Below are 23,286 nucleotides of genomic sequence, written 5' to 3'. Positions count from 1 at the left end.
TTATAGGGTTTTGGTATGTATCCAGCTAATTTTAGCGCGGGGCATTAGAAAAAAAGAAAAAAGAAAAACGGTGCCGTTAGAGGCACCGTTTCTTATCAGCGTTTATACCTTTCATCATTGCTGCTGCAACAGTTATAGCTGCAACATCAATAAACTAGGTATAGATAATAACGCGGTAAGTTGTAAACAACTTAGCCGTAGATATTAGCGCGATCACGCAATTCTTTACCTGGCTTAAAGTGCGGAACGTACTTACCTTCCAACTCAACTTTAGCACCAGTCTTTGGATTACGGCCAACACGCGGAGCACGGTAGTGAAGAGAAAAACTGCCAAATCCTCGGATCTCAATGCGCTCACCTTCAGCTAGTGTTCCAGCCATATGTTCAAGCATTTCTTTCACTGCATCCTCAACGGCTTTAGCCGGTACATGAGATTGCTGGCCAGCAAGTCTTTCAATAAGTTCAGACTTGGTCATATTACCTCCAAGCTTTGCAGCTAAACTACCGTATAGGGGCGGAAAAACCGCCCCCCGTTATTACTCGCCTTTTGCAGCTTTGAACGCTTCTGCCATTGCGCTAGAGAAGTTACCTTCTTCTGGCTTGTTGTTAACTGTAGCAATAGCATCTTTCTCATCAGCTTCGTCTTTAGCACGAACAGACAGGCTGATTACGCGGTTTTTACGGTCAACGCCAGTATATTTGGCTTCAACTTCATCACCTACGTTCAGAACTAACGTTGCATCTTCAACGCGGTCGCGAGTTGCTTCGGAAGCACGCAGATAACCTTCTACGCCGCCTGCCAATTCAACTGTAGCACCTTTAGCGTCAACTGCAGTTACTTTACCAGTAACAATAGCACCTTTCTTGTTAACAGACAGGTAGTTATTGAACGGGTCTTCTGCCAGTTGTTTCACGCCCAAGGAGATACGCTCACGTTCTGCGTCAACTTGCAGAACCACAGCTGCGATTTCGTCGCCTTTCTTGTATTCACGAACTGCTTCTTCGCCTGCAACGTTCCAGGAGATGTCAGACAGGTGAACCAGGCCGTCGATGCCGCCGTCCAGGCCGATGAAGATACCGAAGTCAGTGATAGACTTGATTTTACCTTCAACGCGGTCGTTTTTGTTGTGGGTTTCTGCAAACAGCTGCCATGGGTTAGATTTGCACTGTTTCAGGCCCAGAGAAATACGACGACGTTCTTCATCGATGTCCAGAACCATAACTTCCACTACGTCGCCAACGTTAACAACTTTAGACGGGTGAATGTTTTTGTTGGTCCAATCCATTTCTGAAACGTGTACCAAACCTTCAACGCCTTCTTCGATTTCTACGAAGCAGCCGTAATCAGTCAGGTTAGTTACACGACCAGTCAGCTTGGTGCTTTCTGGGTAACGTTTAGCGATAGCAACCCATGGATCTTCGCCAAGCTGTTTCAAGCCCAGGGATACACGAGTACGTTCGCGGTCGAATTTCAGAACTTTAACAGTGATTTCGTCGCCCACATTGACGATTTCGCTTGGGTGTTTAACACGTTTCCAAGCCATGTCAGTAATGTGCAGCAAGCCATCAACGCCACCCAGATCAACGAATGCACCGTAGTCAGTCAGGTTCTTAACGATACCTTTAACTTCCATGCCTTCTTGCAGGTTTTCCAGCAATTGATCACGCTCAGCGCTGTTCTCAGACTCGATAACTGCACGACGAGAAACAACGACGTTGTTGCGTTTCTGATCAAGCTTGATGACTTTGAACTCAAGCTCTTTGCCTTCCAGATGCAGAGTATCGCGAACTGGACGCACATCAACCAGTGAACCAGGCAAGAACGCACGGATGCCGTTCAGTTCGACTGTAAAGCCGCCCTTCACTTTGCCGTTGATCACACCAGTAACGGTTGCAGCTTCTTCGTAAGCTTTTTCCAGCATCAGCCATGCTTCGTGACGCTTAGCTTTTTCACGGGACAGCAGAGTTTCACCGAAGCCGTCTTCAACAGCGTCCAGAGCAACGTCAACTTCGTCACCAACTTGAATTTCCAGTTCGCCTTGCGCGTTCTTGAACTGTTCTGCTGGAATTGCTGACTCAGATTTCAGACCGGCGTCAACCAGTACGATATCTTTATCGATAGAAACAACAACACCACGGACGATAGAGCCCGGACGTGTTTCAATTGTTTTCAGGGATTCTTCAAAGAGTTGAGCAAAAGATTCTGTCATGTTAATAATCTTCAGGATTCTTAAGTTTAACGTCCATCTAGCATCCCGCCGGATGGGGTTGTTTCACATGCCTCGCCACAGATCCTTGCAGCAAGGTTAAAGTGCTCATCAAAAATAATTTTAATTAAAAAATAAATCGTTGAGAGCTCAGAACTGACCGCATTGTCGTTATTTTTTCAACGGCAACGCTAAAATTCGTTGGGCATAAGCCAGCGCCTGTTCGATCACCTGCTCGATGGACATACTGGTTGAATCCAGTACCAACGCATCCGCCGCAGGGATTAAAGGTGCAATAGACCGGTTACGATCGCGAGAGTCCCGCTCCTGTATCTCGGCCAAAAGACGTTCAAAGTTAACATTAAACCCCTTTTCCTGCAACTGTAGCATACGTCGGTGTGCGCGTTCTTGCGAACTTGCATCAAGAAATATTTTCACCGGCGCATCAGGAAAGACCACCGTCCCCATATCGCGACCATCGGCAATCAGGCCCGGTGCTTCACGAAATGCTCGCTGACGACGTAGTAATGCTTCACGAACACGCGGGAAAGCAGCCGCCTGAGAGGCGGTATTCCCTACGGTTTCAGTGCGAATTTCATTACTGACATCCTCACCTTCTAAAATGACTTTTAACTGCCCATTCTGTGAGACAAAACGAACATCGAGATGTGCGGCAAGTGGAACCAATGCCTCTTCGGTGCTGATATCAACCTGATGATGCAGAGCAGCTAAAGCCAAAACTCGGTAAATCGCACCCGAATCCAGCAAACGCCAGTTCAACGATTCAGCCAATGCTTTGCAAAGCGTACCCTTACCTGCACCACTTGGTCCATCAACGGTTATCACCGGGGCTATCGCCGTCATTTCTCTCTCCTTTCGGTAGGCAAAACCTCTTGTCTACCCAGCAGGGCAAACACAGGAGCAGCATTATACGCCGCATCGATGTGAACTGTTACCCCGCGTGGTTCAGTTGCTGAAAATAAAACCATAAGCCGTGGCTGGAGTGTAGAAGAGATGTGAAAGATAGCCAGAAAAAACATTTATTCTTATTTGCCAATAAAGAAAAGTACTATCCGTTGATAAAATAAGGAATGGGTACCGACTGGTACCCATTAGAGGTCAATAAATTCAGCGTAAAAAGGTCAGGCTGTCTGGCTCAGATTGGCCAATTGTTCAAAGTAGTCAGGGAAGGTTTTAGCAGTGCATTGGGGATCAAGAATCGTCACCGGTGTATCAGATAACGCCACCAGCGAGAAACACATCGCCATACGATGGTCATTGTAAGTCCCTATTTCAGCAGCAATTAATTGCGCGGGCGGGACCACACGAATATAATCTTCACCCTCGGTGACTTCTGCACCCACTTTTCTCAGCTCAGTGGCCATCGCGGATAAACGGTCAGTCTCTTTTACCCGCCAGTTATAAATATTACGAATAACCGTCGGGCCATTGGCAAACAGAGCGGTGGTAGCAATAGTCATGGCTGCATCAGGAATGTGGTTCATATCCATATCGATACCCTGTAATTCACCACGGCTACATTCAATATAGTCATCACCCCAGCTAATTTTTGCGCCCATTTTTTCCAGCACATCAGCAAATTTGGTATCACCCTGCACGCTTTTTTTACCGATACCCGTGACACGCACAGTGCCACCTTTAATTGCCGCAGCCGCTAAGAAATAGGATGCAGAAGACGCATCGCCCTCAACCAAATAAGTGCCCGGAGTGCGATATGTCTGGCCGCTCTTTATGTGAAACAGTTGATAGTTCTCATGCACAACATCGACACCGAAGGCTTTCATCAGATGCAGGGTAATATCAATGTATGGCTTAGAAACCAGATCACCTTGAATCTGAATGTCGGTATCTTGCTCAGCCAAGGGGGCCGTCATCAGTAATGCCGTCAAAAATTGGCTGGAGACACTGCCATCAACGGTCAGTTTTCCACCACGGAAACCACCCCGTAAACGCAACGGCGGGTAGTTCTCTTGTTCCAGATAATCAATCTGCGCTCCACCCTGACGCAAGGCATCAACCAGATGACCAATTGGCCGCTCTTTCATACGCGGTTCACCGGTCAATACGATATCACTGTTACCTAAGCAAAGTGCCGCAGCCAATGGGCGCATTGCCGTGCCCGCATTACCTAAGAACAGTTCCAAGGGTTGGTCGGCAACCAGCTTGCCGCCCACACCATCTACTTCACATTGGGTACGATCAGCAGAAAGACGGAAATTAACTCCCAATGCCTGTAACGCATTGAGCATATGGCGAATATCGTCACTGTCTAGCAAGTTATTCAACTGGGTTGTCCCTTCGGCCAGCGCTGCCAGAAGAAGTGCACGGTTAGAAACACTTTTAGAACCGGGTAAGTTAACGGTGCCATTGATCAGGGCAATGGGTTGTAAAGTCAGGGATTCCAGCATGGGAAAAGCACTCTCCAGTCTTCTATGTGCAACAGCCCCGCACAGGTCGGGGCTGTTGTTATACCCGTAATACTTCAAGTTGCACGGGTGTTGGCTGTCTTCGTTCACCCCAGTCACTTACTTGTGTAAGCTCCGAGGACTCGCTCAATTGCCGCCTTCCTGCAACTCGAATTATTTACGGTATATGACAAATAAATATATTTTAAATAAGGGTGATAACTCAGTCGGAGCAGACAAACATCCGCCCAGAGCAATCAACCGTGGCGGCGTTCAAAGTCAGCCATAAAATCTGTTAAGGCTTTAACGCCTTCAATTGGCATCGCATTATAAATCGAAGCCCGCATTCCGCCAGCAACACGATGGCCTTTCAATGCTTGCAAACCCTGCTCTTGTGCCTCGCTAAGGAACACTTTATCCAAGGAGGCATCCTTCATTTGGAAGGGTACGTTCATCCAAGAGCGGTTGCCGTGAGCCACCTGATTGCGATAGAAACCGGTCTTGTCGATCGCACCATACAAGAGTTCAGCTTTCGCCTGGTTACGTTTCTCCATTTCAGCCAAACCGCCCTGCTCTTTCAGCCATTTAAACACCAGGCCAGAGAGATACCAGGCAAAGGTTGGCGGCGTATTGAACATGGAATCGTTATCAGCCAGCACCTTATAATCAAGGATCGATGGTAATTCAGTGCGAGCTTTACCTAACAAGTCGTCGCGCACGATAACCACTGTCAGGCCCGCTGGGCCGATATTTTTCTGTGCGCCAGCATAAATAACGCCATAACGACTGACATCAATCGGGCGAGAAAGAATAGATGAGGAGTAATCGGCAACGACAACCTTGTCGCCAAAATCCGGCTCTTCATTGATAGCCAACCCATCAATGGTTTCATTCGGGCAATAATGTACATAAGCAGCATTATCACTCAACTGCCATTGTTTCATCGGCAAAATACCCGTTAGACCATTATCGTGGGTTGTGACATCGATAACGTGAGGAACACAGTATTTTTGTGCTTCGTTGACTGCACTGTGTGCCCAATAGCCACCGTCAATATAATCAGCACTGTTGTTGTCGCCGAGCAAATTTAGTGGCACTGCGGCAAACTGCGCGCGCGCACCACCATGGCAAAATAACACTTTATAATTGGCCGGGATTTGTAGCAGATCGCGCAGATCTTTTTCTGCTTCTTCAGCAACCTGAATAAATTCCTTACTACGGTGACTGATTTCCATCACCGACGTCCCCAAGCCATGCCAGTTACGTAATTCCTGTTCCGCACGACGTAAAACTTCAACCGGTAACATCGCAGGCCCTGCGCTAAAATTATAAACTTGTGTCATTTCCCCTCACCACACTCAACTGAGATTGCCATCGTTATCATTACTCGGTTTTATCATCCGAGTCCGCCTGCTGCAACGGTTATTCACTGGCAAGAGAGAAACGCTCAACCTCAGCGATAGCAGGCTATGCGTTATCATGCCATTAATTTGGAATTATTCACCAAAAGCTATCGAACTAAGGTCTTAATGCACGATAGATAACTCATTTTGCCCGTTGATGGTGCAGTGTCTCAACCCAATACGGAGGCCGAAGCCCCCGTCAAAGACTTATTGGATCAATATGCGTGGAACAGCTTTTGGATCTCTTGCGGTTTTTGCGTTTGGGTTAATGCCAATTGCAGCAACACACGTGCTTTTTGTGGATTGAGTGAGCCAGATGCAACAAATCCGTATTTGGTATCATCAACTTCTGCATCTTCCGTAGTAGACCCGGTAGGCACGCGAGATGAACGCACAACAGCAACCCCATTGTGTGCTGCTGTCGCCAGCGTATCGAAGACAGAATGATAAAGGTTACCGTTACCGACACCGGCACTGACAATCCCTTTATAGCCATCAGCAATCAGTGCTTTAGCTGGTAAATCAGAAGCATTGGCATAGTTATAAATAATACCAACTTTTGGTAATTCACTCAGTTTGCTGATATCAAAAGCGGGTTGTCTTGGTGCTGGTTGGTGCAAATAATTTACTTTACCGTCATAAATAGAACCTAACGATCCGGTGTTAGGTGACTGGAATGTCTGCACCGAGGTGGTATTGGTTTTCATCACATCGCGACCACTTAGCACCTGGTCATTCATCGCCACCAGCACACCGCGTTTAGCTGAATTGGCGTCACTGGCGACGACCACTGCATTATAAAGATTCAACGGACCATCCGCCCCCAGTGCTGTTGCCGGGCGCATCGCCCCGACCATCACAACTGGTTTATCGCAATTAACCGTTAAATCAAGAAAATAAGCAGTCTCTTCCAGAGTGTCGGTGCCGTGTGTAATCACGAAACCGTCAGTTTTGGCACAATCGGCATTAATTTTTTTCGCCAATTTCAGCCAGACCTCGTCATTCATATCTTGAGAACCGATATTAACCACTTGCTCGCCTTGAATATTGGCGATTTTTTTCATTTCCGGCACGGCGTTTACCAGGGCATCAACCCCCAATTTACCGGCTTTATAGTTAGATTTAGTGGCTGAATCTCCGCCACCGGCGATAGTTCCCCCGGTTGCCAATAGGGTGATATTGGGTAGAGCAAAGGCCGAACCGCTGATCCCTGCTAAGATTCCGGCTAAGACAGTTAGCTTTATAGATTTCACATTATGACTCCGTTATTTATAAGCTAGTGAATTATGCGGAATATCCATACTGAAACTGTGACATTTGCTGCGCTTTAGGAATACATGGAGCTATTAACTAAAACCCCGTATGATTGCGCGTTTTTAGTACCGCCAAAAAGTGACGACAATGACCCAAACCTTTATTCCCGGCAAAGACGCCGCGCTGGAAGACTCAATCTCTCGCTTTCAGCAAAAACTGAGTGACCTCGGTTTTAATATTGAAGAAGCCTCTTGGCTTAACCCGGTTCCTCACGTTTGGTCGGTACATATCCGCGACCGTGATTGCCCGTTGTGCTTTACCAACGGCAAAGGTGCCAGTAAGAAAGCGGCACTGGCTTCGGCCTTAGGTGAATATTTCGAGCGGTTATCCACCAACTATTTCTTTGCTGACTTCTATCTGGGCAAAGCCATTGCCGAAGGTGATTTCGTTCATTATCCCAACGAGAAGTGGTTCCCAATCCCAGCAGATAACTTGCTGCCAGAAGGCATTCTCGATGAGCGCCTGCTGGCGTTTTACGATCCAGAGCAGGAATTGGTCGCCAGTGATCTGGTGGATTTGCAATCAGGTAATGCCAAGCGCGGGATCTGTTCATTGCCATTTACCCGCCAGTCAGATTTAGAAACCGTTTATATTCCAATGAATATTATCGGTAATCTGTATGTCTCAAATGGCATGTCTGCGGGGAATACGGCAAACGAAGCCCGGGTACAAGCTCTGTCAGAAGTGTTTGAACGTAATGTGAAAAACCGCATTATTGCAGAATCCATCAGCTTGCCTGAAATCCCCGCGGCGGTATTAAATCGCTATCCAGGTGTAGTGGAAGCCATCGCTAAACTGGAAGAGGAAGGTTTCCCCATCCTCTCTTACGATGCCTCTTTAGGCGGCGCTTATCCGGTTATTTGTGTGGTGCTGTTTAACCCGTCAAATGGTACCTGTTTTGCCTCATTCGGCGCACATCCAGACTTTGGTGTCGCGCTGGAACGCACCGTGACTGAGCTATTACAGGGCCGTAGCCTGAAAGACCTGGACGTCTTTACCGCGCCGACCTTCGATGACGAAGAGGTGGCAGAGCACACCAATCTGGAAACCCACTTTATCGATTCGAGCGGCCTGATCAGTTGGGATATGTTCAAAGACGAGGCCGACTACCCGTTTGTGGACTGGAGCTTTAAAGGCAGCACAGAAGAAGAGTTCGCTACCCTGATGGCTATCTTCAAGCAAGAAGATGCCGAAGTGTATATTGCTGACTACGAGCATTTGGGGGTTTATGCCTGCCGAATTCTGGTGCCGGGGATGTCAGATATCTATCCCGCTGAAGATCTGCTGATGGCAAACAACACCATGGGCGTACATCTGCGAGACACGCTGCTGGCCCTACCAGGCAGTGACTGGCAGCCAGAGCAATATCTGGAACTCATTCAGCAGTTAGATGACGAAGGGTTGGACGATTTCGCCCGCGTGCGTGAACTGTTGGGTATCGCCTCAGGTAAAGATAACGGCTGGTATACCCTGCGTGTGGGTGAGCTGAAATCCATGCTGGCATTAGCTGGCGGTGATCTGGAACAGGCGCTAATTTGGGTTGAATGGACGCAAGATTTTAACTCTTCAGTCTTTACAGCAAAACAGGCGAACTATTACCGTTGCCTGCAAACCCTGTTGTTACTGACTCAGGAGCCGGATCGTGAAGCGGCACAATATTACACCGCCTTTGTGAAAATGTATGGTCAGGAGGCGCTGGATGCCGCTTCAGCAGCCATGGTTAGTGAGGATCGTTTCAATGGTCTGTTCAGTGTTGATGAGGATCTGAAAGCGTTACCTGCTCATCAGGCACTGTTAGGGGCTTATGAAAAGTTACAGGCCGCTAAACGCCGCTATTGGGCTAAAAGCGAGTAAGCATTTTCTGCCGACAAATAGCTAAATGCTAATCGGCAGAAAGCGACTCACGGCGTTGTCCTTTGGCAACGCCGCTTAATTTAGTACTGCAATTAATCCTGACGAAAATAAATACAAAACGCCGTGCCCAACAATTGTTTTTGTCATAAAAAAACGTTATTTTCTGACGCCGCAATAGCACCTTTAGACAAACATTATTTAGCTGTGGGATAAAATAGACAAACAGGTGAATGAATAGTTAATTTTTAATTAACGAGAATAATAAATATAGCTACAAACACCCTTTTTACTTAACGTTCTCAACGGCTTTAAAACAGTCCAATCAAAAATATTTGCAAATCTTAAAATATTTTTTTCACTTATAAATCAATTAATTAAGGCCATTATCCCTATATTTTATGGTGTTTTACAGCGAACTAAACTCGCGCAATATGATCCATATCAATTTTCACGCTATACTGCTTTGCTAGTATCTCGTTGTGCTTTATTAACCCTTAAGAGAGAGTTAGTGTGAAAGCTGACAACCCCTTCGATGCATTATTACCTGCGGCAATGGCTAAAGTAGCCGAAGATGCCGGTGTCTATAAAGCCACCAAGCATCCGCTAAAAACGTTTTATTTAGCGATTACTGCTGGTGTGTTTATTTCAATTGCGTTTGTTTTCTATATTACAGCGACTACCGGTACCGCAGGCGTGCCTTTCGGCTTTGCCAAGTTGGTTGGTGGTATTTGTTTCTCCCTGGGGCTAATGTTAGTGGTAGTGTGTGGAGGTGATCTGTTCACATCTACCGTACTCACCACTGTTGCTAAAGCCAGTGGCCGTATTACATGGCGTCAACTGGCATGTAACTGGGTTAATGTCTATATTGGGAATCTGTTCGGTGCACTGTTCTTTGTGTGTCTTATTTGGTTCGCAGGCCAGCATACTGTGGCAAATGGTCAATGGGGTCTGAATGTTTTGCAAACAGCCGACCATAAATTGCACCATACTTTTATTGAAGCCGTATGTTTAGGTATTTTAGCTAACCTGATGGTCTGTCTGGCGGTATGGATGAGTTACTCCGGCCGTACCATAATGGATAAAATGTTCGCGATGATCTTACCGGTGGGAATGTTTGTTGCCAGCGGTTTTGAGCATAGCATCGCAAATATGTTTATGATTCCTATGGGTATTGTGATTAAAAACTTCGCTTCGCCTGAATTTTGGCAATCCATAGGGTCAGCACCTGAGCAATTTGCTCACTTAACCGTAAGTAACTTTATTATTGATAACCTGATCCCAGTCACTATCGGCAACATCATTGGTGGCGGATTATTGGTTGGGTTGACTTACTGGGTAATTTATCTGCGCGGTGACCAGCAACATTAATATGTGGCCGCTACGTCTGGTTTTCGAAGAAATTCACATTAAAAGGTAGATGCATTATGACCGAACTTAATGAAAAATTGGCCAAAGCATGGCAGGGTTTTACCAAGGGTGACTGGCAGAACGGTGTAAACGTTCGTGACTTCATCCAGAAGAACTACACTCCTTATGAAGGCGATGAGTCCTTCCTTGCCGGCCCTACCGATGCGACCGACAAGCTGTGGGCGCAAGTTATGGAAGGCATCAAACTGGAAAACCGCACCCATGCGCCAGTTGATTTCGATACCGACGTAGCTGCGACCATCACATCTCATGATGCTGGCTATATTAATAAAGATCTGGAAACCATCGTTGGCTTGCAGACTGAAAAACCATTGAAACGTGCGCTGATCCCATTCGGCGGCATCAAAATGGTAGAAGGCTCTTGCAAAGTTTATGGTCGTGAACTTGACCCTCAACTGAAAAAAGTCTTCACCGATTACCGTAAAACGCACAACCAAGGTGTGTTCGACGTTTATACCAAAGACATCTTGAACTGCCGTAAATCTGGTGTACTGACTGGTTTGCCAGATGCCTATGGCCGTGGCCGTATCATCGGTGACTATCGTCGTGTAGCCGTTTACGGTATCGACTTCCTGATGAAAGACAAACTGGCTCAGTTCAATTCATTGCAAAATGATTTGGAAAACGGTAAAGACCTGGAAATGACTATCCAGTTGCGCGAAGAAATTGCTGAACAGCATCGTGCTCTGGCTCAAATCAAAGAAATGGCGGCCAAATATGGCTGTGATATCTCCGGTCCGGCAACTAACGCCCGTGAAGCAGTACAGTGGACTTACTTCGGCTATTTAGCTGCGGTTAAATCCCAAAACGGTGCTGCAATGTCCTTCGGTCGTGTGTCTACCTTCCTTGACGTGTACATTCAACGTGACATGAACGAAGGTAAACTGACTGAAATTGAAGCGCAGGAATTGATTGACCATTTGGTTATGAAACTGCGTATGGTTCGCTTCCTGCGTACCCCTGAGTATGATGAACTGTTCTCTGGTGACCCAATCTGGGCAACTGAGTCTCTGGCCGGTATGGGCGTTGATGGCCGTACTCTGGTGACCAAAAACAGCTTCCGCTTCCTGAATACCCTGTACACCATGGGGCCTTCTCCAGAGCCGAACATGACCATTCTGTGGTCTGAAAAGCTGCCACTGAACTTCAAAAAATATGCTGCTAAAGTTTCCATCGATACTTCATCTGTACAATATGAAAACGATGATCTGATGCGCCCTGACTTCAACAACGATGACTATGCTATCGCTTGTTGTGTTAGCCCGATGATTGTCGGTAAACAAATGCAGTTCTTTGGTGCCCGTGCCAACCTGGCGAAAACCATGTTGTACGCAATCAACGGCGGCGTTGATGAAAAAATGAAGATCCAGGTTGGCCCGAAAGAAGCGCCAATGATGGATGAAGTGCTGGACTATGACAAAGTCATGGAACGCATGGATCACTTTATGGATTGGCTGGCTAAACAATACGTTACCGCGCTGAACATCATCCATTACATGCATGACAAGTACAGCTATGAAGCTGCGCTGATGGCACTGCATGACCGTGATGTTTACCGTACTATGGCGTGTGGTATTGCAGGTCTGTCTGTTGCTGCTGACTCCCTGTCTGCTATCAAATATGCCAAAGTAAGCACCATTCGTGATGCTGATGGCCTGGCTATCGACTTCAACATTGAAGGCGAGTATCCACAGTTTGGTAACAACGACTCACGCGTTGATGATATCGCTTGTGACCTGGTTGAGCGCTTCATGAAGAAAATTCAGAAGCTGCGTACTTACCGTGGTGCAGTAGCGACTCAGTCCGTGCTGACCATTACCTCTAACGTGGTTTATGGTAAGAAAACCGGTAACACCCCAGATGGTCGCCGTGCTGGTGCGCCATTCGGTCCAGGTGCTAACCCAATGCATGGTCGTGACCAGAAAGGTGCTGTTGCCTCTCTGACTTCCGTTGCTAAACTGCCGTTTGCTTACGCGAAAGATGGTATCTCTTACACCTTCTCTATCGTGCCAAATGCATTAGGCAAAGACGATGAAGTGCGTAAAGCTAACCTGGCTGGTCTGATGGATGGTTACTTCCATCACGAAGCGTCCATCGAAGGTGGTCAACACCTGAACGTGAACGTGATGAACCGTGAAATGTTGTTAGACGCGATGGAAAACCCGGAAAAATATCCGCAGTTGACTATCCGTGTATCGGGTTATGCAGTGCGTTTCAACTCGCTGACTAAAGAACAACAGCAGGATGTAATTACTCGTACCTTTACACAGTCGATATAATTCCCTGCCGCAGTAAAATGGCATAAACTTAAAGGCTCCACTTTAGTGGGGCCTTTATTCATCCAGCGTTGGAGAAATCCTGCTATGTCAGTACTTGGTCGTATTCACTCATTCGAATCCTGTGGCACTGTTGACGGCCCAGGTATCCGATTTATCGTATTCTTCCAGGGCTGCTTAATGCGTTGCCTGTATTGCCATAACCGTGATACTTGGGATACCCACGGCGGTAAAGAAGTTACCGTTGAAGAATTAGTCAAAGAGGCCATCACCTACCGCCATTTTATGAATGCATCTGGCGGCGGTGTGACTGCCTCGGGTGGCGAAGCCATTTTGCAGGCCGAGTTTGTGCGCGATTGGTTCCGCGCGTGTCATGAAGTAGGCATCCATACCTGTCTGGATACCAACGGTTTTGTACGCCGTTATGATCCGGTAATCGATGAGTTACTTGATGCCACAGATTTAGTGATGCTGGATTTAAAGCAGATGGATGACAGTGTGCATCAGAATCTGGTGGGTGTATCTAATCATCGAACATTAGAATTTGCCCGTTATTTGGCAAAACGTAACCAAAAAACCTGGATCCGCTATGTGGTGGTGCCGGGTTGGTCAGATGATGATAAATCAGCACACATGCTGGGCGAGTTTACCCAGAACATGACCAATATCGAGAAAATCGAATTGCTACCTTACCATGAGTTGGGTAAGCACAAATGGGTCGCCATGGGCGAAGAATACAAACTGGATGGGGTGAAGCCCCCTACCGCTGAGATCATGGATCGGGTGAAAGGCATTCTCGAAAGCTATGGTCACAAAGTAATGTATTGATGTACAAACAAGTCATTGTTGTTGCAGGCAGCTTAGGTCGCGGCAGCTTCAAGTAAGAAGGGTGTGGTCAGTTAATCAACGCATATCCCTAGATACCGCCAGCGTGGGTTATCCCACTGGCGGTATTTTTTTGGCTGTTAGATGGCAGCGTAAGGTGTCTGTTGCTGATCTGGCTTACGCAGCAGCATCATCAAATACACTAAGGCAACACCGGCTATCATGATAAACAGTAAATTATCAGAATAGCGCTGCATCAGCAGCGAGGTCATGGTTGGGCCGGTCAGGCTACCGAGGGTATAACTCATCAGTAATGCCTGATTCATCGCCACTAACTCATCAGCACTGGCTTTTTCACACGCCCAAGCCATAGCGACCGGATAAAGGGTAAAACCGGCACATCCCAGAATAAATAATGCCGGAGCCAAGGCATAATTACCTAAAATGGCTACGCTGCCGAGGATGACGACAAACACCTGAATGCGCAGCACCAACAAACGGCCATAACGGTCCGCCATTTTTCCTATCGGCCATTGACCGATAATGCCGGAGCTAACCAGCAAAGCCATCCACCATCCGACGCTGGCATCACTCATGCCCTGATGCGATAAATAGAGCGGCAGCAAGCCATAGAGCGAACCTAGCACCACCCCTGAGATAATGCAGCCATTAATACCCAGGCGAGCGCTACGGCGCTTAAGCATCGGCCAAATGGCAATGTGTGGGGACTCACTGCCACCCTGATGCGAGAAGTGAGCAAACAGCAGTGGTAGCATGGCAGTAATGACCAATGTACTGACCCAAGGGATAACATTGAGTAATTGCGTTGACACGACACCTAATAATAATTGCCCAGCGACGGTCCCCAGATAGTAGACCATCATATAAGCTGCCAGCAGTTGCCCACGGTTGGCTAACGTGCCGCTGCGCAGTAACGCACTTTCGACAATGACCCAAATTAGGGCGCATGCCACGCCGGCCAAAAAGCGCCACCCCAGCCAACTCCAGAAGTCCACTGATAGCATTAATCCGCAAGTCGCCAACGCAAATAAAATACAGGCGTAATGGTAGCTGCGATTAAATCCAAGTTGCTGGATCAAGCGCCCTGCAATCAGTGTCCCAACCAGATTCCCACTAAAATAAGACGAGCTAACCATCCCCACCTGCCAGGTTGGCAATTGTTGATGGGATAACCACAAGGGAACCAATGTATTTAACACTGCGATAGAAATCGTAAACAGCAAAAGCCCACAGAGCAGCAGCAGAACCGGGCGAGAATATGCGGACATAATAAGACAGGAGCCGTCGGGACGATAAAAGTGAGCGCATCATGCCACTGGCGATATAAAAGTCAATTACTGCGCACGAGGGGATAGCACGATATGTTGGAAGCACCTACTGACAATCTTCAGTCTGTACGCTTTGGTGATGCACCAAAAAAGAAAAAGCGCCCTAAGGCGCTTTCTGCATAGTGGATTAGTGATTAATCCATATGTTATTAACCGATAAAGTCCAGGCCACCCATATATGGGCGTAATACTTCTGGAACCTCAATTCGGCCATCTGCCTGCTGGTAGTTTTCCAGCACAGCAACCAACGTGCGGCCAACCGCCAAACCAGAACCATTCAGGGTATGAACTAAACGGGTTTTTCTATCGATCTTATTGCGGCAACGAGCTTGCATACGGCGCGCCTGGAAATCCCACATGTTAGAACAAGAAGAGATTTCGCGGTAAGTATCCTGCGCTGGTAGCCATACTTCCAAATCGTAAGTCTTGCTGGAGCCAAAGCCCATATCACCAGTACACAGCAGCACTTTACGGTATGGCAAATCCAGTAATTGCAGAACTTTCTCTGCATGACCGGTCAACTCTTCCAGTGCCGCCATCGAATCTTCCGGGCGAGTAATCTGCACCATCTCAACTTTGTCGAACTGATGCATACGAATCAAGCCACGGGTATCACGACCATAGGAACCCGCTTCAGAACGGAAGCACGGGGTATGGGCCGTCATTTTCAATGGCAGAGTGTCTTCTTCCAGAATCTCATCGCGTACCAGATTGGTCAGCGGCACTTCCGCGGTAGGAATCAGCGCATAGTTACTGCTATCTGACTCTTCTTCCAGCGGTTTGGTGTGGAATAAATCTTCACCAAACTTCGGTAACTGGCCAGTCCCGTACAACGTGGCATGGTTAACCAGATAAGGAACATAAGCTTCTTGATAACCGTGTTTTTCGGTATGCAGATCCAGCATAAACTGGGATAACGCACGGTGCATACGGGCTATTTGCCCTTTCATCACCACAAACCGTGCACCAGTCAACTTCACTGCAGCAGCAAAATCAAGGCCACCGGCCATTTCGCCCAGCGAGACGTGATCTCTCACCTCAAAGTCATACTTACGTGGCTCACCCCAACGGCTGACTTCAAGATTGTCTTTCTCATCTTTACCCATAGGGACAGAATCATCCGGCAGGTTAGGAATAGACAACGCCAGATCGCGGATTTCGTTTTGTAACTTGTCCAGCTCGGCCTTAGCCGCATCCAGCCTCTCACCCAGCACATTCACTTCCAGACGCAATGGTTCGATATCTTCGCCACGCGCCTTGGCTGCACCAATCAATTTCGATCGAGAGTTACGTTCTGCTTGCAGACTTTCTGTTTCAACCTGTAAAACTTTGCGGCGCTCTTCTTGTTGGCGCAACATCTCAACATCAAGTTTAAAACCTCTGCGAGCAAGTTTTTCGGCGACTGCGTCTAGCTCATTGCGCAGCATATTGGGATCGAGCATGCTAGTCCTGTGCTTGTAGTTATAGAATGCCTTTCATCTTTGAAGTTGCAGCGGTATTGGCAGCGTTCTCTCACCCGAATCACTTACCTCAGTAAACTCATCGAGACTCGCTTACTTGCTGCCTACCCGCAACTTCAACTATTTTGGGCATAATGGTTATTAAAGGAGAATTTCATGACATAAGCGGTATAAACAGCCACTTACCATATAGCGCTAACCTTACCGCAACGGCAAGACTAGCGGTAGCGTTTTATCGGGCTATTTTGATCCTGCTCAGCCAACCATGCCAGCTTTTCACCGATTTTACCTTCCAGACCACGGGATGATGGCGAATAGTAGCGAGTCGCGGCCATTTCTGGCGGGAAATAGTTCTCACCAGCAGCATAAGCATGCTGTTCATCATGGGCATATCGGTACTCCGCCCCAAGCCCCATCTCTTTCATCAGTTTGGTCGGTGCATTGCGCAGATGTTCTGGCACATCAAAATCGGGCTTATCACGCGCGTCCTGCATCGCTGCTTTAAACGCAGAATAAACAGCATTGCTTTTTGGGGCACAAGCCAGATAAACAATTGCCTGAGCAATCGCCCGCTCACCTTCTGCCGGGCCGACTCGGGTAAAACAGTCCCACGCCGATATAGCCACTTGCATGGCGCGTGGATCCGCATTACCGACATCTTCCGAGGCAATAGCCAATAAACGGCGGGCGACATAAAGTGGGTCGCCACCTGCGGTGATAATACGTGCGTACCAATATAACGCCGCGTCCGGGGCCGAACCACGAATAGACTTATGCACCGCCGAGATCAGATCATAATAACGATCACCTTTGTTATCAAAACGGGCACTACGCTCACCGGACACTTCCTTTAGCAAATCAGGGGTTAATACTCGCACCCCGTTGGCATCTATTTCAGCCATATCTGCCATCATCTCAAGGCTGTTCAACGCCCGACGAGCATCACCACCGACCAACTCCGACATCATACGGCGAGTCTCGTCTGGTAGTTTGATATTCTGCCCGCCGTAGCCACGGCCACTGTCTGACATCGCTTGATCAATCACTTTTTCGATATCTGCGGCGGTTAATGCCTTAAGCAAATAAACCCTCGCTCTGGAAAGCAGTGCCGAATTCAATTCAAACGAGGGATTTTCAGTGGTGGCACCAATAAAGGTAATAGTGCCATCTTCAATATGCGGTAAAAAAGCATCCTGCTGGCTTTTATTGAAACGATGGACTTCGTCGACAAACAAGATAGTGCGCCGACCAGCATCACGGTTTTGCCGTGCGCGTTCGATGGCTTCACGAATCTCTTTAATACCGGAGGTCACGGCAGAAATGCGTTCCACATCAGCTTGACCGTAACGGCCAATAATTTCTGCCAATGTGGTTTTGCCCGTTCCAGGCGGCCCCCAGAGGATCATCGAGTGTAACTGCCCCGCAACGATTGCCCGTGGTAGTGGTTTACCCGGAGCCAGCAAATGTTGCTGACCAATATATTGATCCAACGTCAAAGGCCGCATCCGCGCGGCCAGTGGCTGAAACTCATTTTGGGAAAAGTCGAGAGACATATTACTCACGCAAACCTCACTGCCGCTGGTCGTCCAGCGTCACACCTTTTGGTAGGGTAAATTTAAATTTGCTGGCGTCAGCCGAGCTATTTTGTTGGCCTTTCAAAGTGTAAGCACTGCGCTGCCCATCCTGCTCAACCGCAGTAAAGCTCTTGATAGTCCCCGTTGGCGTAACCGTGATGGCAAATTGCTTCAGATTGCCGCTGGCACTTTTGGGTGTCAGTTCAAAATCATCGCCTTTCTGCTTAACATTGTACTGTTTCCAATCATCTGGGTTATTGCGGGTAATCAGCATAAACGGGGTGTTACCGGTCGCATTTTTCAACCAGGTTGCCGTAGCCTGCTCAACAAAGGGATTGTAGAACCACAAGGTTTCCCCATCGGAGATAAGCACACTTTCATCCGGTGAGGTCATATGCCAGTTAAACAAATTGGGCCGTTTTACCCACAGCTCCCCTTCACCTTCCTGCACCGCTGCACCATCAGAACTGGTCACTTTTTGCGAAAAATTAGCATGGAAGCTGTTCACCTTACTCAAGCGACCTTGCAAATCGGTACTGGCATCTGCCAGAACTGAAGCTGAAATTAAACCCGATAACAGACAGCAAGCAACAAGCAGTTTTTTCATTATTCGAAATACCTTATAAAATACTCTGATAAATATGGGGTTACGCTTCTTTGCATAAGGGCCGCAAAGCGGCCCTGTCTATGTTAACAGCCTCAGGGTAAAAGGTTACTCATGAGGTGGTGGCGCCAATACTTCACGATTACCGTTATGGCCCGGCGTACTCACAATTTGTTGAGCTTCCATCTGTTCAATAATACGTGCAGCACGGTTATACCCAATACGGAATTGGCGCTGCACGCCAGAGATTGACGCCCGGCGCTTTTCTAACACAAAGCTCACCGCCTGATCGAACAATGGATCCAGTTCTTCATCGCTATCTAACCCAAGACTACCGCCTTCCCCCTCTTCACTACCACTAAGAATACTCTCAATGTATTGAGGGCGACCACGGGCTTTCCAGTCATTAACCACAGCATGCACTTCCTGGTCACGGACAAAAGCGCCGTGCACACGTACAGGAATCGAAGAGTTGGGTGCCATATACAGCATGTCCCCCATCCCCAGCAGTGATTCCGCGCCACCCTGGTCGAGGATGGTGCGTGAGTCAATTTTACTGGAAACCGTAAATGCGATACGGGTTGGAATGTTGGCTTTTATCAAACCGGTGATGACATCAACCGATGGGCGCTGGGTAGCCAGCACCAGATGAATACCCGCAGCACGGGCTTTCTGCGCCAGACGTGCTATCAGCTCTTCAACTTTTTTGCCCACCGTCATCATAAGGTCGGCAAACTCATCCACCATCACCACGATATAAGGCAGTTTCACCAACATCGGCGGTGAGATATCCATGCTATCAGATGGCTTCCAGAACGGATCAGGAATTGGCCGCCCCATAGCTTCAGCCTGAGCTACGCGTTCGTTATAGCCTGCGAGATTACGCACGCCCAGCGCCGACATCAATTTATAGCGCCGTTCCATCTCACCGACACACCAGCGCAAGGCGTTCGCGGCATCTTTCATATCGGTAACCACTTCGGTTAGCAAATGAGGGATGCCTTCATACACCGATAACTCCAGCATTTTCGGGTCAATCATGATAAAGCGCACCTCATCCGGTGTAGCTTTATACAAAATACTGAGGATCATCGCGTTCACCCCAACCGACTTACCAGAACCAGTAGTACCGGCTACCAACAAGTGTGGCATTTTGGCTAAATCGGCGACCACCGGCTGCCCGGCGATGTCTTTACCTAGCACTATAGCGAGCGGTGAAGGGTTATCACGGAATTTGGCACAGTCGAGCACTTCCCTCAGATAGACCGTTTGGCGATGCTTATTTGGCAGTTCAAGCCCGACATAAGGTTTGCCCGGAATAACTTCCACCACGCGCACGGCAATCGCAGAGAGAGAGCGAGCCAAATCGCGGGAAAGATTGGAAATGCGCGACGCTTTAACACCTGGAGCCAAATCCAACTCAAAGCGAGTAATGACCGGCCCTGGAGAGATACCCACCACTTCCGCTTTGACCCGATAATCACCTAATCGCGCTTCAACCAAACGAGCCGTTTGCTCTAAAGCAAACATATCAACCGGCTCTTCCTCCGCGGGTGGAGAAGAGAGTAAATCAAGCGTAGGCAGTGGTGTGGTCGGTTTAATCAACGGCTGATCATTACGCATCAGGAACGGGTGGATCAAGCTGTCCATTGCCGGCGCTGGTTGCACGGGTGCGACAGGTGGTACTGGCGCAGTTGGCACAACAGCAGATGGCACCGGTGTCGGAGCATAAGCTGGGGTCACGGCAGGCTGAGTATAGGGTGCTTGAACTGGCGTGACTTGTCCTGAAGGTGCTTGGTGCACTGGCGGCTGCTGATATTGCGGCGACTGCTCAGGCAAAATAGTTTGTGACACCGCTGAAGAGGGGGTTTCTTCAACATAGGGAGAAAGCGTGAACAGCGGCTCACGAGGGCTATCATCAACAAGATCGGCAACCGGCGAGAATGTATAAGCACGACGGGTATCAACCGGCTGCATTCCTTCAGGGGCACTATTTTTGTGATGAGTAGAATCTTCGTGGTCAGTAGAATCTTCGTGCTGAACCACCCCATAACGATGCTGCTGTTGTGCTGCAAAGGCCTGCCGTAATGCGGCTTCTTCCAACGCTTGCTCATCTTCTGGCTCAGGGGCGGTAAACGGATTACCCTCTGCGTCTGATGATTGCTCGTAACGCTCGGATTGCTGGTCGGCAAACGCTTTACGCAAGATGGCTTGCTGCAACGCATCATCATCTTCTGATAGAGGCTCGTTGCTGAACGAAGCTGCATTAACCTGAGGATTTTGCGCTTCTTGTTCGCGTTGTTCCTGCTCCGCCATACGTTGTGAAGGCAACTTGATACCGTAAGAGGCCAGCTCACGCCGCGTTGGAATACGCACTGGATTAGGCCGTGGTAACTCAGGACCTATACCCTGTTTTACCTGAGAACTGGTGTCACTGGTGGCAGTAAATGCTGGCATAAACGTCGCTGCTGCGCTTGCAGCGGCGACAGCAATTCCCGACACACCGTGATGAGACAATGGATTATTTGACAAGCTGCTATTGATCAATGGATCACTAATCAATGGATCACTGCCCGAACTCACCGCAGCCAAACCGTCAAGAGCACGACCAAAACCGCTGTTGTTATAAGGAGCGCTATCGACCTGATCACTCTGGCGCTGCGCGGTTGAGAAATCGAACGGTGAATGGCTGACAGGCGCAGGTGGTACATCCCAAGCGCCGATTTGCGGTTCTGGCCGTTCAACAGACGCAGCCACGCGAGTTTGAACCGGTGATGGCGTTTCTTGCGGAATTTCAAACGAATATAACGGCGGTGTCGCTGTCGAGTTAGGCGTCATCGGTGCCGTGCTATGGCTATTAATCGACTCGGATGGCATCCCGGAAGGTGTTGGCTGATAGCCATTATCAGTATCAGTCGCACGTAAGCTGCTTAATAATGGATCATAATCATCATTGGTTTCAGACACCGGCGGTAAGCTCTGCTCAGAAGCATTGGCGGTGTCGGTTGCTGATGGCGCGGAAAATAACACGTCGTCATCAGCATGAGATGCAGATGCAGATGCAGCAAGTGCGGCACCAGCCGCGCCTACGGCTAATGCTTTATTTGAAGCCGCACTCTGATCTTGTTCAGCAACGTCGGAATCTTCAACCTGATAATCGTCATCTTCATCGTCATAGCGTTCTTCACGACGTGAGCGATTGGTCATAAACGTCAGTGAGCCTAAGACCACCCCGCCAATTTTCTCGGCAATGACCAACCATGACCAGCCGGTAAACAGCGTCAGACCAACAGCCCAGATACAGAGCAACGTCAGGGTTGCCCCTACACCGTTGAACCACGGCAACATGGCATTACTGAACAAGCTGCCAATGACGCCGCCAGAAGCAAAGTAATAGAGATCATCAATATTCAATGCAGCCAGGCCGCATGACGTCAAAATAAGGGCTAATGTACCAATCAGGCGCAAGGAAAGGGCAAAGTAGTCAACGTGTTCACTGGCATCGCGCTGACGGAAAGCTGCCCAGCACAACATCACCATAATCACAGGGATTGCGTAAGCCAAAACACCAAAGGTGAAGAACAGTGTATCGGCCATCCAGGCACCAATACCCCCACCAAGATTGTGGATAGGCTCATGCCAGGCGGTCTGGGACCAGCTTGGGTCCGAAGGATTGAAACTGAGCAGCGCGGCCATCAGGTAGGCTGCCAAAATCGTTACCACAATCAAAACCGCCTCGAGTAAACGACGCCCGCTGCTGAGTTTTTTCAGAGTAACTTCTTTATCTTCTGTATATTCCTGGCTCAAGAAAGGCTCTCCAGGTTCCTGTTAACTGGTATGAGTGACAACGCCGAGAACCCTCCCGGCGTTGAAACTGTATGAATAAACAGGAGTGTAACCAAATTACTCAGGTTTTGCACCTGCCTGTTTACCGCGTTTTAATGACTAGGCGGTTACTCTGCTTCACTTCTTCCATGACCACATAGGTACGAGTGTCATTAACGCCCGGCAGGCGAAGCAAGGTCTCACCGAGTAATGTACGGTAAGCGGACATATCTGGTACGCGGGTTTTCAACAAATAGTCGAAATCGCCGGAAACCAGGTGACACTCTTGAATTTCCTCAAGATTTTTAACAGCGGCATTAAATTGCTCAAACACATCCGGAGCGCCACGATTCAGAGTAATCTCAACGATAACCAGCAATGACGCATCCAAATACTGTGGATTAAGCAGTGCGGTATAACCTTGAATGAAACCCTGACGCTCTAAGCGGCGAACTCGTTCCAAACATGGCGTTGGTGATAACCCGACTCGTTTTGAAAGCTCAACGTTAGAGATACGTCCATCCTTTTGTAATTCATTCAGGATGTTACGATCAATACGATCAAGCTCTTTCCCCGGGCGTTTTTTATTATCTATCATCTTATAGTCTCTCTTAATTTCCTTGAGTCTGTGACATGCTCTTATCGTGTTTATACTCAGAGCCTGCTACAGACAACGACCCGCAGCCTGTTTTATGCAAATATATCAACACGTTGTTATCTCACACCCTGTCTGTCCAACTG

General features: G+C 48.3%; 16 protein-coding genes. 4 read left to right on the top strand and 12 right to left on the bottom strand.

From position 1 onward, the window contains the following. Window positions 1–191 precede the first annotated feature (191 nt). The 6 genes from ihfB to ansB all read right to left on the bottom strand — a co-directional run bounded on the left by ihfB (window position 192) and on the right by ansB (window position 7,289). Window positions 192–476, bottom strand: a complete 285-nt coding sequence (gene ihfB, locus A6J67_RS11895; RefSeq protein WP_005184672.1) for an integration host factor subunit beta — start codon at window positions 474–476, stop codon at window positions 192–194. Window positions 477–536: 60 nt separating this feature from the next. Then, window positions 537–2,210, bottom strand: coding sequence for a 30S ribosomal protein S1 (gene rpsA / locus A6J67_RS11890; protein WP_004391091.1), 1,674 nt, complete (start codon window positions 2,208–2,210; stop codon window positions 537–539). A 168-nt stretch (window positions 2,211–2,378) separates the two neighbouring features. Further along, window positions 2,379–3,071, bottom strand: coding sequence for a (d)CMP kinase (gene cmk / locus A6J67_RS11885; protein WP_042568225.1), 693 nt, complete (start codon window positions 3,069–3,071; stop codon window positions 2,379–2,381). Between the two features lie 278 nt (window positions 3,072–3,349). Then, window positions 3,350–4,636: a 3-phosphoshikimate 1-carboxyvinyltransferase gene (aroA, locus tag A6J67_RS11875; RefSeq protein WP_005184677.1), complete on the bottom strand. Its 1,287-nt coding sequence runs from the start codon at window positions 4,634–4,636 to the stop codon at window positions 3,350–3,352. A 254-nt stretch (window positions 4,637–4,890) separates the two neighbouring features. Continuing rightward, window positions 4,891–5,976 (bottom strand): 3-phosphoserine/phosphohydroxythreonine transaminase, encoded by a 1,086-nt coding sequence (gene serC / locus A6J67_RS11870; protein ID WP_050297088.1) that lies wholly within the window; start codon window positions 5,974–5,976, stop codon window positions 4,891–4,893. A gap of 275 nt (window positions 5,977–6,251) precedes the next feature. Beyond that, the gene (gene ansB / locus A6J67_RS11865; RefSeq protein ID WP_005184681.1) at window positions 6,252–7,289 is read right to left on the bottom strand and encodes an L-asparaginase 2; all 1,038 of its coding nucleotides are present in this window, start codon (window positions 7,287–7,289) and stop codon (window positions 6,252–6,254) included. A gap of 148 nt (window positions 7,290–7,437) precedes the next feature. Here ansB and ycaO point away from each other — a divergent pair, with 148 nt between their 5' ends. The 4 genes from ycaO (at window position 7,438) to pflA (ending at window position 13,736) form a co-directional block, all read left to right on the top strand. Beyond that, entirely contained in the window at window positions 7,438–9,204 is a 1,767-nt protein-coding gene (gene ycaO, locus A6J67_RS11860) for a 30S ribosomal protein S12 methylthiotransferase accessory factor YcaO (RefSeq protein ID WP_005184688.1), read from the top strand. Between the two features lie 510 nt (window positions 9,205–9,714). Next, window positions 9,715–10,572, top strand: a complete 858-nt coding sequence (gene focA, locus A6J67_RS11855) for a formate transporter FocA (RefSeq protein WP_005184695.1) — start codon at window positions 9,715–9,717, stop codon at window positions 10,570–10,572. 56 nt (window positions 10,573–10,628) lie between these two features. After that, complete coding sequence (gene pflB / locus A6J67_RS11850; protein WP_005184696.1) at window positions 10,629–12,911, top strand: formate C-acetyltransferase; 2,283 nt, start codon at window positions 10,629–10,631, stop codon at window positions 12,909–12,911. Window positions 12,912–12,995: 84 nt separating this feature from the next. Continuing rightward, window positions 12,996–13,736 carry a pyruvate formate lyase 1-activating protein gene (gene pflA / locus A6J67_RS11845; protein WP_005184698.1) on the top strand — a complete coding sequence of 247 codons (741 nt, stop codon included), beginning with the start codon at window positions 12,996–12,998 and terminating at the stop codon, window positions 13,734–13,736. Window positions 13,737–13,873: 137 nt separating this feature from the next. On the opposite strand, the gene A6J67_RS11840 is transcribed toward pflA, so the two are convergent. The 6 genes from A6J67_RS11840 to lrp all read right to left on the bottom strand — a co-directional run bounded on the left by A6J67_RS11840 (window position 13,874) and on the right by lrp (window position 23,143). After that, window positions 13,874–15,022: an MFS transporter gene (locus A6J67_RS11840; protein ID WP_005184700.1), complete on the bottom strand. Its 1,149-nt coding sequence runs from the start codon at window positions 15,020–15,022 to the stop codon at window positions 13,874–13,876. Window positions 15,023–15,231: 209 nt separating this feature from the next. After that, window positions 15,232–16,524: a serine--tRNA ligase gene (gene serS, locus A6J67_RS11835; RefSeq protein ID WP_050074033.1), complete on the bottom strand. Its 1,293-nt coding sequence runs from the start codon at window positions 16,522–16,524 to the stop codon at window positions 15,232–15,234. Between the two features lie 236 nt (window positions 16,525–16,760). Next, window positions 16,761–18,104: a replication-associated recombination protein A gene (locus A6J67_RS11830; protein ID WP_042568228.1), complete on the bottom strand. Its 1,344-nt coding sequence runs from the start codon at window positions 18,102–18,104 to the stop codon at window positions 16,761–16,763. A gap of 7 nt (window positions 18,105–18,111) precedes the next feature. Further along, window positions 18,112–18,723 (bottom strand): outer membrane lipoprotein chaperone LolA, encoded by a 612-nt coding sequence (gene lolA, locus A6J67_RS11825; protein WP_005184709.1) that lies wholly within the window; start codon window positions 18,721–18,723, stop codon window positions 18,112–18,114. A gap of 105 nt (window positions 18,724–18,828) precedes the next feature. Then, complete coding sequence (locus A6J67_RS11820) at window positions 18,829–22,527, bottom strand: DNA translocase FtsK 4TM domain-containing protein (protein WP_050297083.1); 3,699 nt, start codon at window positions 22,525–22,527, stop codon at window positions 18,829–18,831. A gap of 121 nt (window positions 22,528–22,648) precedes the next feature. Beyond that, window positions 22,649–23,143, bottom strand: a complete 495-nt coding sequence (gene lrp / locus A6J67_RS11815; protein ID WP_005184714.1) for a leucine-responsive transcriptional regulator Lrp — start codon at window positions 23,141–23,143, stop codon at window positions 22,649–22,651. Window positions 23,144–23,286: the final 143 nt, after the last annotated feature.

This window comes from Yersinia sp. FDAARGOS_228 (assembly GCF_002073315.2).
Taxonomy (GTDB): Bacteria; Pseudomonadota; Gammaproteobacteria; order Enterobacterales; family Enterobacteriaceae; genus Yersinia; species Yersinia intermedia.
The sequence above is the reverse complement of the archived record's forward strand: the minus strand, read 5'-3'. Positions and strand labels throughout refer to the sequence as shown.